This window comes from Rhizobium sp. BK538, assembly GCF_014197575.1.
Taxonomy (GTDB): Bacteria; Pseudomonadota; Alphaproteobacteria; order Rhizobiales; family Rhizobiaceae; genus Rhizobium.
The window spans coordinates 385,918-398,331 of the sequence record NZ_JACIFT010000001.1 but is presented as its reverse complement, the minus strand read 5'-3'; the positions used below and the strand labels follow the sequence as shown (position 1 = coordinate 398,331).

The window sequence follows — 12,414 nt, the reverse complement described above, 5'->3', positions numbered from 1 at the left end:
TGCCGGGCCTCAAAATTCCATGAGGCCCGGATACTGCAGCACGGTCTGATCAACTGTGACCAAGGCAACGCCTTCGATCTTTGACTGGGCAATCAGCATACGGTCGAAGGGATCCTTGTGGATCGGCGGGAGTGCCGCGATTGCAAGCGCATGCTCGCCGTTGATCGGCAGCTCGACATAACCATTTTGGAGAAGGCGCTCTCTCAGCATCGAGGGATCGGCGCGAAAATCGGGGCGGATCTGCGCTTGGTTGATCGCGATTTCCCAGAGGCTGGCGGGGCTGAAAAGGAGCTCGTTCTGGTCGTCCTCGATCAGCGCTCGCAGACGATCAGGCAGCCGCTCGCTATCGCCGGCTGCCCAGATTAGAATGTGCGTATCAAGCAGCAGCCTCATTCGGGGAACTGTTCACCCTCACTGAATATCTCCTCGATCTCATCGGCCATCATGGTGTCGAAATCGTCGGGAACCAAGATCATGCCTTTCATGAAGCCGATCCGCTGTTTCTTCGGGGCATCGGCCTCTTCGAGGGGAACGACTTTCACCAGGGGTTTCCCGGCCTTGGCTATGATGAACGCCTCACCTTTCGCGGCCTTCTCGATAAGCCGCGACAGGTGTGTCTTCGCTTCGTGTATGTTCACGGTCTGCATAGCTGCCTCGATAGACTTAGTCCAATAAACTTAGTTCACCCTGCCTTCCCTTGCAATGATGGAGCCCAAATGACCCGCGCCACCGTTCTCAGATCCAGCACCTATCGCGGCATGCCGTGGAAGAACGGCGGCGGCCAGACCGTCGAAATTGCGGTCTCGCCGGAGGGCGCGGCACTGTCTGATTTCGATTGGCGCGTCAGCATGGCAACGGTTGAAACGGATGGGCCGTTCTCGATCTTTACCGGCATCGACCGGACGCTTGCGATCCTTGAAGGCAACGGCATGTCGCTGACAATCGACGACAACGCGCCTGTGTTGCTAAAACAGGCCAGCGCTCCCCTCGCCTTTCCCGCGGATGTCGCGGTGGCGGCGAGGCTCGCCGAGGGACCGATCACGGACCTGAACGTCATGACCCGGCGCAACGGACTGCGCCATTGGGTCGAGAGGGTTGATGTCGATTCCACGGTGACTGTGCATCCAGCCGCACCGACATGGTTTCTCCTGTGTCATCAAGGAACCCTCACCGTCGAATGGAGCGGTGAGCACGCCGATCTTGGTCAAAAGGATGCGCTTCTTCTTCAGGGAGCCAAAGGCAAGGATGTCGTGGTGAGCGGCAAAGCGTGCTGCTTTCTGATCTCTATCGATCCGATCTGACAGGAATTTCCTCAGGAAGAACGATGCCAGCTGGTGGACCGTAGGTGGCCAAGGCTCGAATGTTCACGCCCGTCTTAGAGGCCAAAACAATATTGTCCTTATAGTCTATAAAATAGATAGTTTTATCTGTGTGCGAGTGGGTGCCCGCCCTAATGTTTCCATGTCGAAACAAGTTCAAGCGCTGAAGCTGGTGCTCAGCCGCAAGGGGGCGAAACATGAAGATCAGGACATTATTGGCGGCAATTACGCTCGGCTCCGCAAGCCTGCTGGCGCCTTTTGTTGCCCAGGCAGCCGACAAGAAAGTGGTTGTTGCCTACCAGACCGACGCGCTGCCGTCATCGGTGGCAATTGCCAATGGCGAACTCGCCAAGGCAACCGGCTATGAGATCGATTTCCGCAAGTTCAATTCAGGCGCCGAGATTTTCGCGGCCATCGCCTCGGGGGACGTGCAGGTCGGCTATGTCGGCTCGAGCCCGTTTGCGGCCGCGACATCCCGCGGATTGGAGGTCAAGGCTTTCTACCTCTCCTCGATCTCCGGCATCGACGAGGCGCTCGTCGTTCGCAACGGTTCGGGCATATCATCTCTGTCTGACCTGAAAGGCAAGAAGCTCGCTGCCGCGCCCGTCTCCACCGACCATTATCAGCTCTTGGCGTTGATCAGGTCGCTGGGCCTGACGGAAAAGGATGTGCAGGTCTTTGCAATTCCGCAGCCGGAGATCGTGGCCAGCTACAATCGCGGAGACATCGATGGCGGTTTTGTGTGGGATCCGGCACTGAGCGAATTGAAGAAGAATGGCAAGGTGCTGGTCACATCCAGGGATGTCGCCGACAAGGGCGCTCCAACCTTCTCCGCCTGGGTCGCAGCATCGAAGTTCGCCGATGAGAACCCGGCGTTCCTGAAGACCTTCGCGAGCGTCATCAACAAGTACTATGCCTCCTTCGCAGCGGATAAGAAGGCTTGGGATGCCGACAGCGAGAATGCCAAGCTGCTCGCCAAGACACTTGGCGGAACGCCCGAGCAGCAGGCTGGCGCACTCAAGAACCTGACACTTCTGACGCCTGACGTACAAGCCTCCGAAGCCTGGCTCGGCGGCGGCGAAAAGTCGGGCGCCGCCAAAATCCTCAAGGATACGGCCGCCTTCCTGAAGGATCAGGGCAAAGTGACCGAAGTGCTGCCGAGCTACGCGGCCTTTGTCACGCCGGATGCACTCGTCAACGCAAGCAACTGAAATAGCGATTAATCCTCCCATCCGAGCACGCTGGCGCGATATCGCGCCAGCGTCATAATATGAAGAGACGGCACATGCTCAAAGTGGATCACGCAAGCGTTTATTTCAAAACGCGGGATGGCCGCACGGTTCATGCCCTGGATCGCGTTTCGCTCGATATTTCGGACAACAGCTTCGTCGTGGCACTCGGCGCCTCCGGCTGCGGCAAATCCACACTTCTCAACGCGATTGCAGGCTTTCTGCCGCTTTCCACCGGCACCATTACTCTTGACGGCCGACCGGTCACACGTCCCGGCGCGGACCGTGGCGTCGTCTTCCAGAAAGACACGCTGCTGCCTTGGAAGTCAGTCCTCGACAATGTCGCGCTTGGCCTGCAGTTTGCGGGCGTTCCAAGGGCTGTGCGGCGCGCGCGCGCAGAAGAGCTACTGTCACTGGTCGGGCTGAAAGACTTTGCAAAGGCCTTTCCTTACGAGTTGTCCGGCGGCATGCGCCAGCGCGTCGGCATTGCCCGCGCCCTTGCCGCCGATCCCGAGGTGCTGTTGATGGACGAGCCGTTCGGCGCGCTCGATAGCCTGACTCGAGAACAGATGCAGGAACTGCTCGTATCGATTTGGAAAACCACGAAAAAACGCATCTTCTTCATTACGCACTCGATCGAGGAAGCCCTCTTCCTCGGCACGCAGGTCGTGGTGATGTCGCCGCGTCCGGGCCGCATCGTCGCGCGCTTTGATCTCGATTTCATCCGTGAGTTCGCCCGAACCGGCGATGCCCGATCGATCAAGACCGCACCAGCGTTTGCCAGTTTGCGAGAAGAAATTCGGACCATTCTGCATGGCTGCGACGAAATCAGGAGTGCGGCGCAATGAGCGATGTCATCGAAACGAGCGGCGTTGTCGTCGGCGCCCGGCCCGATCAGCTGAAAACCGTTCACATGAAGGGGTTCGGCGCCGGCGAAAGCAGTACGCTTGTGATCAGCCTTGCGACGGCAGTCGCGTTGATTGGCACCTGGTGGCTTGTCGCAAAGCTCGGATTGGTGCCGCGTCTCTTCCTGCCGACGCCGCAGGAGGTTGTCACGCAGGTCGGCGCCGTCTATCGCTTCGGCTATGCCGGAGGTTCGCTTGGAGAACATGTCTTTGCAAGCCTCTTCAGGATCGCGACGGCGGCGGCCATCGCCATCGCGGCCGGTATCCCGGTTGGCCTGCTGATGGGCCTCAATCGCTGGGCAAAGGGCATCTTTGACACGCCGATCGAATTCTATTGGCCGCTGCCGCCGCTCGCCTATCTACCCCTTATGATCATCTGGCTTGGGATCGGCGAGACTTCGAAGGTGACGCTGCTTGTGCTTGCCATGTTCGCGCCGATCTGCCTTTCGGCACAGGCCGGCGTGCGCTCGCTGCCGATCGAGCGCGTCCATGCGGCTCGCTCTCTCGGTGCCCGGCCCTGGCAGCTTCTCGTCAGCATTGTTTTGCCATCGGCGCTGCCGGAGATCCTGACGGGCATGCGCATTGCGCTCGGTGTCGGCTGGGGCACGCTCGTCGCGGCTGAACTGATCGCTTCAAACCGCGGGATCGGCTACATGATCATGTCCGCTTCCCAGTTTCTGGCGACCGACGTCGTCTTCGTCGGCATCGGCATCATCGCGGCCTGTGCATTTGCCTTCAGTGCTGCCGTTCGGCTCTTGGAAGCTGCCCTCGTTCCGTGGAAAGGTAAGAGCTAACGAGGGCACACGAGCGCCCCTCTAGCTCACGAGCGCGCCGGGTCTGCCGGCACAGGGAACGATATATGAAGCAGATGCAGATCTTTGCATTCGACATGAACTGCGTCGGCCATATCAATCATGGCATGTGGACGCATCCACGCGATACGTCCCTTCAATATACCGACCTCGATTACTGGGTGGATTTTGCCCGCACCGCCGAGCGGGGCAAGCTGGACGGAATATTCCTGGCGGATATCGTCGGCGTCTACGACGTCTACAAAGGCAGTCCGGCGCCCGTCATCGAAACCGGCGCGCAAATCCCGGTCAACGATCCACTGATGCCGATCTCGGCCATGGCATACGTTACCAAGCATCTCGGCTTCGGGGTAACCGTCAACACGACCTACGAGCCGCCCTACCTGTTGGCGCGGCGCATGTCGACGCTCGATCACCTGACAAAGGGTCGGATCGGATGGAACATCGTCACCGGCTATCTCGACAGTGCCGCGCGCGCCATGGGCTTTGAGACATTGCCAGAACACGACGCACGCTACGATGCGGCCGAGGAATATCTCGAAATCCTCTACAAGCTCTGGGAGGGAAGTTGGGACGACGATGCGGTGCTTTGTGACAGGGCGCGCGCCATCTTCGCCGACCCTTCAAAAGTTCGCGCCATCAGGCATGACGGCCAATATTACAAGATGGAAGGCATTCATCTTTCGCAGCCCTCGCCGCAGCGCACGCCACTGCTTTTTCAGGCGGGCGCCTCGGCGCGCGGGCAGGATTTCGCGGCCCGCCATGCCGAATGCGTCTTTATCGCTGCGCCGACCCCGCAGGCGGCACGTCCGACCGTGGAGGCCCTGCGGCGGAAGGCCGAAGCATTCGGTCGTGGAAAGGATGCGTTGCGCGTTCTTGGCCTCGTCAGCGCGGTCGTCGGTCGCACCGAGAAGGAAGCATTGGATAAGCTCGAAGACTACCGCCGGCATGCGAGCGTGGAAGCGTCTGTCGCGCACTACTCGGCTTCGACAGGCGTTGATTTGTCGAAGTACGGTCTCGACGAGCCGATCGCGCAGACGTCAACCAACGCCAATCAGTCCGCGCTTGCCGCAATCACCAAGAAGGCACCAAAGCCTGTGACGTTGCGCCAGATCATTGATCAAATGGTGCTCGGCAGCCGCATGAGGCCGATCGTCGGGTCAGCCGAGCAGGTGGCGGATCGCCTGGCGGCGTGGGTTTTTGATGGTGGTGTGGATGGCTTCAACCTGGCGCGCACGGTGGCACCTGAAAGTCTGCGCGATTTTGTCGAACTTGTCGTGCCGGTGTTGCAGGAGCGCGGACTCTTCAAGGCGCAGTACGCCGAGGGATCCCTCAGGCAGAAGCTGTTCGGCGGCCGCGGCAGGTTGCCATCCTCGCACCCTGCCGCGGCGTTTCGTTATTAATTACTTGTGGTCAAGCCTGGCGACCAGCCGGTCGCCGAGCCACTGTATGCCGCACACAAGGACGATCAGCACGGCAACGACCACCACCATGACGGTCGTCTCGAAACGCTGGTAGCCGTAGCGGATGGCGAGGTCGCCGAGACCGCCTGCACCGATCGCGCCGGCCATCGCCGAGGCGCCGATCAGCGTCACCAGCGTCACTGTGAATCCGGCGACAATGCCAGGCAGCGCCTCCGGAACGAGCACTTCGCGAATGATTGTCCAGCGGTTGCCGCCCATGGCGCGCACGGCATCGATCAGGCCGCGGTCGACTTCGCGCAACGACACTTCGGCGATACGCGCATAGTAGGGCGTCGCGGCAATGGCGAGCGGCACGATGGCGGCCCACGTGCCAAGTGCGGTGCCGACGATAAGGCGCGTCAGCGGGATCAGCGCGACCAGCAAGATGATAAACGGTACGGAGCGGAAGCCGTTGATGATAGCACTCAAAATGCCGTTCACCCAGGCGTTCTCGGCTATGCCGCCCTTGTTCGTGAGAACCAGCGCCAGACCAAGCGGCAGGCCGAAGACCAGCGAAATCAGCCCGGATGCACCGGTCATCAGGATCGTTTCCCAGAGGGAACGAAGCAGAAGATTAAACATGATCGGTGTCATAGCCGAGAACCTCCACCCGCGCCGAGCGGGCCTTCAGAAACTGCAGAACCTTGTCCTTCAGGGCTGGGTCGCGCATCGGGATAGCAATGAAGAAGCGCGCCACCGGCTGGTTCTGGATATGATCGATGCCACCGTGGACGAGCCGGAAGGATTGCGGCAGCGCAGTGGAGAGATCGGCAAAAACCGCGCCCTGCGCAGCCGGGCCGGCCATGTCGACGCTGAGGATCGCCTCCTGTCCGGACGTGGGTGACAGCCGGGCGGCGATATGCTCCGGCAATTGCGGGCGGCTTCCCGCCAGCAGGCTTTGGGTGATCGGCGCCTTGGGATCGGCAAACACCGCCCAGACCTGACCCTCCTCGACAATACGGCCGGCATCGATGACGGCGACGCGATCGGCAATATTGCGCACGACCTCCATCTCATGCGTGATGAGCACGATCGTGAGGCCGAGCTTGCGGTTGATATCCTTCAGAAGGGTCAGGATCGAACGGGTCGTTTCCGGATCGAGCGCAGATGTCGCTTCATCAGAGAGCAGCAATGCCGGGCGCGCCGCGAGCGCTCGGGCAATGCCAACGCGTTGCTTCTGGCCACCGGACAGAGACGAAGGATAGGCTTTTGCCTTGCCCGCGAGGCCGACAAGCTCCAGCAATTCATGCGCGCGCTTCAGGCGTTCGGCCTTTGCGACGCCGGCGATCTTAAGCGGCAGTGCGACGTTTTCTTCGACCGTCTTCGACGCCAGTAGGTTGAAGTGCTGAAAGATCATGCCAACGCGGCGGCGAAGCGGCTGCAGATCCTTTTCATCGAGGCCGATAATACTGGACCCCTCGATCTCGATCTCGCCGCTGTCAGGACGCTCCAGGCCGTTAAGGCAGCGGATCAGGGTGGATTTTCCCGCGCCGCTGCGTCCGATGATGCCGAGGATCTCACCTTTGCGGACGGTGAGCGATATGCCGTCGAGAGCGGCAGTCGCACCAAAATGCCGATGCACGTCGACAAGGCGGACCACCTCTTCCGACGCCGCCTCCGGCGTGGCCCCGATTGCGGAGGCCGATACAATTGAGTTCATGTTCTTTCCCTTCGGAAACGCCCAAGGCGGCCCGGGCAAGGAACGCCCGGACCGCCTTGTTCAACGCGCCTAACCTCTCGGCGCGAATGTCGATCAGTAAGCGCTGACGCCGGTTCCCTTATACACCTTGTCGAACTCCGCCTTAACGGCGTCGTTCTGGTAGGACGACACCAGTGTCTTCACCCAGGTCTCGTTCTCGCTGCCTTGCTTGACGGCAATGAAGTTGCGATACGGATTGTCGGCGATCGGCTCCTGTGCGATGCGGTCAGCCGCAGACAGCCCCGCCTTCAGAGCCCAGTCGGTGTTCACGACTGCGGCATCCAGATCGTCGATAGCACGGCCGACCACACCGGCATCAAGTTCCTTGATCTCAACTTTCTTAGGGTTCTCGGTGACGTCGGTGACGGTTGCGAGAATGCCCGTCCCGTCCTTGAGCTTGATGATGCCTTCGTTCTGCAGAACGCGCAGTGCGCGACCCTCGTTTGACGGGTCATTCGGCACGCCGATGGTCGCACCTTCGGTGATCTCGGCGACTGCCTTGTGCTTCTTGGAGTAAAGGCCGATCGGCCAGACGCCCGTGTATCCGACGGGGACGATATGATAGCCGTGCTGCGCGACCTGGTTGTCGAGATAAGGCTTATGCTGGAAGGCGTTCGCGTCGATTTCGCCGCGTTCCAGCGCCTCGTTCGGCTGTGTATAGTCGTTGAAGACGACCGTTTCGATCGTCAGGCCGTTCTTGGCGGCTTCGGCGGTCACGACGCGCCAGACATCTTCATCCTCGCCGCTCATGATACCGACCTTGATCGACTTGTCTTCGGCAAACGACGCAACAGGCGATGCAAAAGCAATCAGGGCGACCGTCGAGGCGGCGATCGCGGCAAGGCTTGCACGACGCGTCAGACTTGATGTGGACGTCTTCTTGTTCATTGTGGTGTTTCCCGTCTTGAATTGATGAGGGCTGGCCTCTGACGGCCAGATAATTTCAAAACTGCTCAGGGTAAACCAAGCACGCCGATCTCTATTGCGCTGCAGCACAGGAAAACTCTTCGGCGCCTGGACGGAATAGCGGGATAAAAATTCTACTGATTTAGTAGAATATTGCCGTTGCCGGGCTCCCTGACTGACTCTAAGTTAAACCATCCGAGCGCGAAGAACAAACATGCGCTCTTGAAACAAAGGCGATTTGGACCGCGGGCATTGAAGCAAGACAGCACGACATCACAACAGGCCCTTCGCGACAGGATACGCCGACCTGTGGTGGCGATTATCGGCGGAGGCGTTTCGGGAGCCGGCGTCGCATACCATCTGGCGCACTCCATGGCTGACCGAGCGCCAGCAATCGTCGTCTTTGAGCCACGGCGCGAGCTTGGCAGAGGGCTTGCGTATGATACGACCGATCCGGCCCATCGCATCAATGTTCCAGCCGCCCGCATGAGCCTGCTACCGGACCATCCGGAGGATTTCCTCGAATGGATCGCGCACAATGACGCTGTCGCCGACGACCCGGAAGCTTACCGGCCAGATGGCAACCTCTTTCCCCGGCGCCATGTGTTCGGAGCCTATATTGCGTCAGCAGTCGCTCCTTTCGTGCAGAGCGGCGCTGTGCGCCATCGTCGCGCGCTCGTTATCGCGGTGCGCCGGGACGGTGCGCTCTGGCACATAACCGATAGCCAGGGCGGACAGGTGTTTGCCGACTTTCTGGTGATCGCCACCAGCCATCCATCGCCATCGACGCCAGGTGTTTTGCGCTCGCTTGAAGGACACGAGCGATTTGTAGCCGATTCCACCTGCGCGGGAGCACTTGACACCATCCGGCCGGACGACAGGCTGCTGATCGTCGGCAATGGTCTTACCGCTGCTGACATCGTCGCCTCGCTCGCGCGGACCGGCCATCGCGGTCAGATCACATCGATTTCGCGCCGGGGACTGAGATCAAGAGGTCATGCACCTTTTCCGCAGGACCCGTTCGGCGAGTTCGAGGCTGCCCCGGTCCATAGTGCAACAGCATTGTTGCGGAGCGTCCGGCAAGCCATCACTCAGGCAAAAGCCGGCGGGCTGACATGGCATGCCGTCATTGACCAAGTGCGCGGCCACGGCCAGGCAATCTGGCAGAACCTGCCGATTTCAGAGCGTTGCAGGATCGTGCGCCATATCAGGCCCTATTGGGACGTTCATCGGTTCCGGATCGCGCCTCAGGTGGAAGAGGTACTCGAGCAGGCGATCGCCGGAGGCAGGATGGAGGTGCTGGCGGCTTCCGTCGCTCGCGTGCGTCGCGAGGATGAGGCCATCCATGTGGAGCTTAGGCAGCGGCATGGCTCGCAACTACAGCGCAGCTACGATGCCGTCGTCGTCACAACGGGTCCGGCGCATGGCGGCATCCTTGAAAGCCAGACATGGCTTTCCAGGCTTCGCGATCAATCATACCTGCAGCTCGACCCAACCGGTCTCGGGATCGCGTGTTCCGAGCACTCGGAGGCGATTGGTGCTGAAGGGCACCCCGATGCGACCTTGCTTATTTCCGGACCGCTGGCGCGCGGCACATTCGGAGAATTGATGGGCTTGCCACAGATCACGGAACATGCGGTCTTCGTCGCCAGCGAGCTTGCCGCAAAGGTAAAGGCAATGACGGATCACGGCGGCGGCGATATGAGGTGAAAACCGACATTTCGGTAGCGTTGCCCCGTCAACTGGCAGAGTGCATGGGGAGAGAATGCTGTTCGCTTTTGCGTCATCAGCAACGGTCCACCCGAAGTCCGATCGATAAGGCATTCACCTTTATACCGCTCGATCTCGTGACGCAGTTGTCGAACGGGTATGATGGAGAAGCGTCTCGAAGAGTTGAAGCGACACCCAATCGGCCTTGCGTTGTTGAACTATATCCGCACGTGCCATTCCCATTGAGCGACGTGCTGAGGATTCGACCAGCTTGGCTTTACTCAGCAGTCTCCGTGAAGGCCACGAGCTCTGGATCGAAGTCAACCTCTACCACATTATTGAAGACCGCTGTCGCGAGCATGATACCAGCAAAGGCCACAAGATCGACGAGCGTCTTGGCATCGTATCGATCCTTCAGCTTCGCCCAGATCTCGGCGGGGACCGCGTTGGAATCAACAACGATTGCCTTGCCGAAGGCGTTGAGGAGTACTTCGTCTTCAGACAAGATCAGGGCCTCCGGGTCGAAGCCCGCATTGATGAGCGCCCGGCGAAAGAAGGTGACGGCAATTTTCGAGTTCGCGGCTTTCGAAATGGCGTGCGAGAAGACCCAGATAGGTCTATCGGGAATTGAAGAGAGCTCGGCGCGAAGCGTGAACCATTCAGCGTAAACGCGGTGGGCAACCGGTGAATGCAATAGCGTGCGCTTCATGTTCGTCATACGCCCGCGTACCCTCACCTCCTCATCGTGTACGGCGCGAATCTCATCGGAAGCAGTAGCATAGTCGATCTGTGGGATATGACTCATGGCGATGCTCATTCTATGTGGGGCAAAATGTCAGACGTCTGCGAATCAGCAAATGGTCCTGATGCAGTTTTCGATCATCTTGGCAAAATCGGCTACGTCACGCCAATCCGAAGTTCATTGCCACCACACCAGGAAGGTCAGGAAATCTCCCCCTGCATTCTTGACAATGTTTGGTTGTCGGGACACGATGAAACCGGTTTCACTCACGCTCATGGAGAGATCGTGCGGCTCGACCTGTCGATTCTCTTGCCTCATCTCGGCTTTCTCGCGCAAGGCGCCCTTCTGACGGCGCAAGCATGCGCGCTCGCGCTCGCCGGCAGCGTCATCATGGGCGCATTCGTGGCGATCGCGCGAACATCCTCGTCGGCGCTCCCGCAGCGGATCTCGTTCATCTACGTCGATATCTTCCGCAACGTGCCCTTCATCGTGCAACTGTTCTTTTTCTATTACGGCCTGCCAGAGATCGGCATCTATATCGATGCCTTCACGACGGGCGTGATCGCGCTGTCGATCGCCGGCGGCGCCTACGCCTCGGATGTGATCCGCGCCGGCATTCTGGCAATCGATCAGGGCATCATCGAAGCAGCCGAGGTCAGTGGCCTGTCGCGGCGTGTGATGTTCACGCGCATTGTCCTGCCGATTGCGCTGAGAACGTCGATACGGCCACTCGGCTCAGTTCTCATCAACATGATCCTCACCTCGTCGATCCTCTCCACCATCACGCTGAATGAATTGACCGGTTCGGCACAAATCGTGGTCTCGCAGACATACCGGCCCTTCGAAGTCTATATTGTGCTGCTCGTTGTCTATGCGGCTTTGACCTACCTCGTTTCGCTCGCCATCGCACTGCTCCACCGTCGCCTCAACCGTGACATGATGGAGGCTGTTGCCTGATGCGCTTTACAGATTTCACGTCCTTTGACCTCATTCTTCTGGCGCAGGGTCTCAGCGTCAATGTTGCACTCTTTCTCGCGACATCGTTGGTCGGACTGATGATCGGCATCAGCTGGACAATCGTGCGCTTCTATCGCGTGCCGCTGCTTTGTGAAGCGATCACCTTCGTTTCCGAGCTCCTGAAGAATTCACCGGTGCTGGTGCAGTTGTTTCTGGTGTTTTTCGGACTGCCCGGTCTCCTTCACATCCGCGTGACACCAGTCACGGCGGCGACGATCACGCTTTCGGCCAACACTGCCGCCTTCGTCTATGTGATTGCAGTCTCGGCAATCGAGTCGATCGGCCGCGACCAGATCGAAGCCGCGCGCGTGTTTGGCTTGAGCCGCTGGCAGGTGCTTCGTCATGTCGTGGCGCCGCAGGCAGCGGCATTTGCCGTTGGTCCGCTGATCGCGCTCCTCGTCAACCAGTTGCAGGTAACCTCGCTGATCTCGGTCATCGGCGTCGTCGACCTGACCAAGATCGGCAACATTCTCAATATGCGGACGCTGAAGCCATTTATCGTCTGGACGGCTGTCGGCTTGCTTTATTACGCCGCCGCCAAGCTTGTCGCTTGGCTCGGGTCGCACTTCGAAAAACGCCTTCGCGCCCATAGTGCTTGGAGAGGGCTCTGAC

The 12,414-nt window shown here is 59.6% G+C and carries 14 protein-coding genes; 8 read left to right on the top strand and 6 right to left on the bottom strand.

The window, feature by feature from the left end; translation table 11 throughout:
- Positions 1 to 9: 9 nt before the first annotated feature.
- A complete protein-coding gene (locus FHX09_RS01965; RefSeq protein ID WP_132587892.1) occupies positions 10 to 393 on the bottom strand; it encodes a type II toxin-antitoxin system VapC family toxin in 384 nt (127 codons plus the stop codon).
- Entirely contained in the window at positions 390 to 647 is a 258-nt protein-coding gene (locus FHX09_RS01960) for a type II toxin-antitoxin system prevent-host-death family antitoxin (protein WP_132587893.1), read from the bottom strand. Before FHX09_RS01960 ends, FHX09_RS01965 begins: the two co-directional genes overlap by 4 nt.
- A gap of 69 nt (positions 648 to 716) precedes the next feature.
- On the opposite strand from FHX09_RS01960, the gene FHX09_RS01955 reads away from it, so the two are divergent.
- The 5 genes from FHX09_RS01955 to FHX09_RS01935 all read left to right on the top strand — a co-directional run bounded on the left by FHX09_RS01955 (position 717) and on the right by FHX09_RS01935 (position 5,668).
- A complete protein-coding gene (locus FHX09_RS01955) occupies positions 717 to 1,301 on the top strand; it encodes a HutD family protein (RefSeq protein WP_184449208.1) in 585 nt (194 codons plus the stop codon).
- Between the two features lie 215 nt (positions 1,302 to 1,516).
- The gene (gene tauA, locus FHX09_RS01950; RefSeq protein WP_184449207.1) at positions 1,517 to 2,530 is read left to right on the top strand and encodes a taurine ABC transporter substrate-binding protein; all 1,014 of its coding nucleotides are present in this window, start codon (positions 1,517 to 1,519) and stop codon (positions 2,528 to 2,530) included.
- 74 nt (positions 2,531 to 2,604) lie between these two features.
- Positions 2,605 to 3,396: an ABC transporter ATP-binding protein gene (locus FHX09_RS01945; protein WP_184449205.1), complete on the top strand. Its 792-nt coding sequence runs from the start codon at positions 2,605 to 2,607 to the stop codon at positions 3,394 to 3,396.
- Positions 3,393 to 4,247, top strand: coding sequence for an ABC transporter permease subunit (locus FHX09_RS01940; RefSeq protein WP_132587897.1), 855 nt, complete (start codon positions 3,393 to 3,395; stop codon positions 4,245 to 4,247). The genes FHX09_RS01945 and FHX09_RS01940 overlap by 4 nt, the downstream gene beginning before the upstream one ends.
- A gap of 65 nt (positions 4,248 to 4,312) precedes the next feature.
- On the top strand, positions 4,313 to 5,668 hold the full coding sequence (locus FHX09_RS01935) for an LLM class flavin-dependent oxidoreductase (RefSeq protein ID WP_184449203.1): 1,356 nt from the start codon (positions 4,313 to 4,315) through the stop codon (positions 5,666 to 5,668).
- On the opposite strand, the gene FHX09_RS01930 is transcribed toward FHX09_RS01935, so the two are convergent.
- From FHX09_RS01930 to FHX09_RS01920, 3 genes are all read right to left on the bottom strand, one after another.
- Positions 5,669 to 6,322, bottom strand: a complete 654-nt coding sequence (locus FHX09_RS01930; RefSeq protein ID WP_132587899.1) for a methionine ABC transporter permease — start codon at positions 6,320 to 6,322, stop codon at positions 5,669 to 5,671.
- Positions 6,303 to 7,388 carry a methionine ABC transporter ATP-binding protein gene (locus FHX09_RS01925; RefSeq protein ID WP_132587900.1) on the bottom strand — a complete coding sequence of 362 codons (1,086 nt, stop codon included), beginning with the start codon at positions 7,386 to 7,388 and terminating at the stop codon, positions 6,303 to 6,305. The genes FHX09_RS01930 and FHX09_RS01925 overlap by 20 nt, the downstream gene beginning before the upstream one ends.
- A 93-nt stretch (positions 7,389 to 7,481) precedes the next feature.
- Positions 7,482 to 8,315: a MetQ/NlpA family lipoprotein gene (locus tag FHX09_RS01920; RefSeq protein WP_007797477.1), complete on the bottom strand. Its 834-nt coding sequence runs from the start codon at positions 8,313 to 8,315 to the stop codon at positions 7,482 to 7,484.
- Positions 8,316 to 8,585: 270 nt separating this feature from the next.
- On the opposite strand from FHX09_RS01920, the gene FHX09_RS01915 reads away from it, so the two are divergent.
- Positions 8,586 to 10,043, top strand: a complete 1,458-nt coding sequence (locus FHX09_RS01915) for an FAD/NAD(P)-binding protein (protein WP_210294251.1) — start codon at positions 8,586 to 8,588, stop codon at positions 10,041 to 10,043.
- Between the two features lie 277 nt (positions 10,044 to 10,320).
- On the opposite strand, the gene FHX09_RS01910 is transcribed toward FHX09_RS01915, so the two are convergent.
- Positions 10,321 to 10,848: a hypothetical protein gene (locus tag FHX09_RS01910; RefSeq protein WP_184449201.1), complete on the bottom strand. Its 528-nt coding sequence runs from the start codon at positions 10,846 to 10,848 to the stop codon at positions 10,321 to 10,323.
- Between the two features lie 222 nt (positions 10,849 to 11,070).
- On the opposite strand from FHX09_RS01910, the gene FHX09_RS01905 reads away from it, so the two are divergent.
- Positions 11,071 to 11,742, top strand: a complete 672-nt coding sequence (locus tag FHX09_RS01905) for an amino acid ABC transporter permease (RefSeq protein WP_184449199.1) — start codon at positions 11,071 to 11,073, stop codon at positions 11,740 to 11,742.
- A complete protein-coding gene (locus FHX09_RS01900; protein WP_184449197.1) occupies positions 11,742 to 12,413 on the top strand; it encodes an amino acid ABC transporter permease in 672 nt (223 codons plus the stop codon). The genes FHX09_RS01905 and FHX09_RS01900 overlap by 1 nt, the downstream gene beginning before the upstream one ends.
- The last annotated feature ends 1 nt before the right edge of the window (position 12,414 follow it).

What these genes read in the sequence shown, in the direction of transcription:
- FHX09_RS01965 (WP_132587892.1), bottom strand. Translation starts at nt 393, where the DNA reads ATGAGGCTGCTGCTTGATACGCACATTCTAATCTGGGCAGCCGGCGAT.
- FHX09_RS01960 (WP_132587893.1), bottom strand. Translation starts at nt 647, where the DNA reads ATGCAGACCGTGAACATACACGAAGCGAAGACACACCTGTCGCGGCTT.
- FHX09_RS01955 (WP_184449208.1), top strand. Translation starts at nt 717, where the DNA reads ATGACCCGCGCCACCGTTCTCAGATCCAGCACCTATCGCGGCATGCCG.
- tauA (WP_184449207.1), top strand. Translation starts at nt 1,517, where the DNA reads ATGAAGATCAGGACATTATTGGCGGCAATTACGCTCGGCTCCGCAAGC.
- FHX09_RS01945 (WP_184449205.1), top strand. Translation starts at nt 2,605, where the DNA reads ATGCTCAAAGTGGATCACGCAAGCGTTTATTTCAAAACGCGGGATGGC.
- FHX09_RS01940 (WP_132587897.1), top strand. Translation starts at nt 3,393, where the DNA reads ATGAGCGATGTCATCGAAACGAGCGGCGTTGTCGTCGGCGCCCGGCCC.
- FHX09_RS01935 (WP_184449203.1), top strand. Translation starts at nt 4,313, where the DNA reads ATGAAGCAGATGCAGATCTTTGCATTCGACATGAACTGCGTCGGCCAT.
- FHX09_RS01930 (WP_132587899.1), bottom strand. Translation starts at nt 6,322, where the DNA reads ATGACACCGATCATGTTTAATCTTCTGCTTCGTTCCCTCTGGGAAACG.
- FHX09_RS01925 (WP_132587900.1), bottom strand. Translation starts at nt 7,388, where the DNA reads ATGAACTCAATTGTATCGGCCTCCGCAATCGGGGCCACGCCGGAGGCG.
- FHX09_RS01920 (WP_007797477.1), bottom strand. Translation starts at nt 8,315, where the DNA reads ATGAACAAGAAGACGTCCACATCAAGTCTGACGCGTCGTGCAAGCCTT.
- FHX09_RS01910 (WP_184449201.1), bottom strand. Translation starts at nt 10,848, where the DNA reads ATGAGTCATATCCCACAGATCGACTATGCTACTGCTTCCGATGAGATT.
- FHX09_RS01900 (WP_184449197.1), top strand. Translation starts at nt 11,742, where the DNA reads ATGCGCTTTACAGATTTCACGTCCTTTGACCTCATTCTTCTGGCGCAG.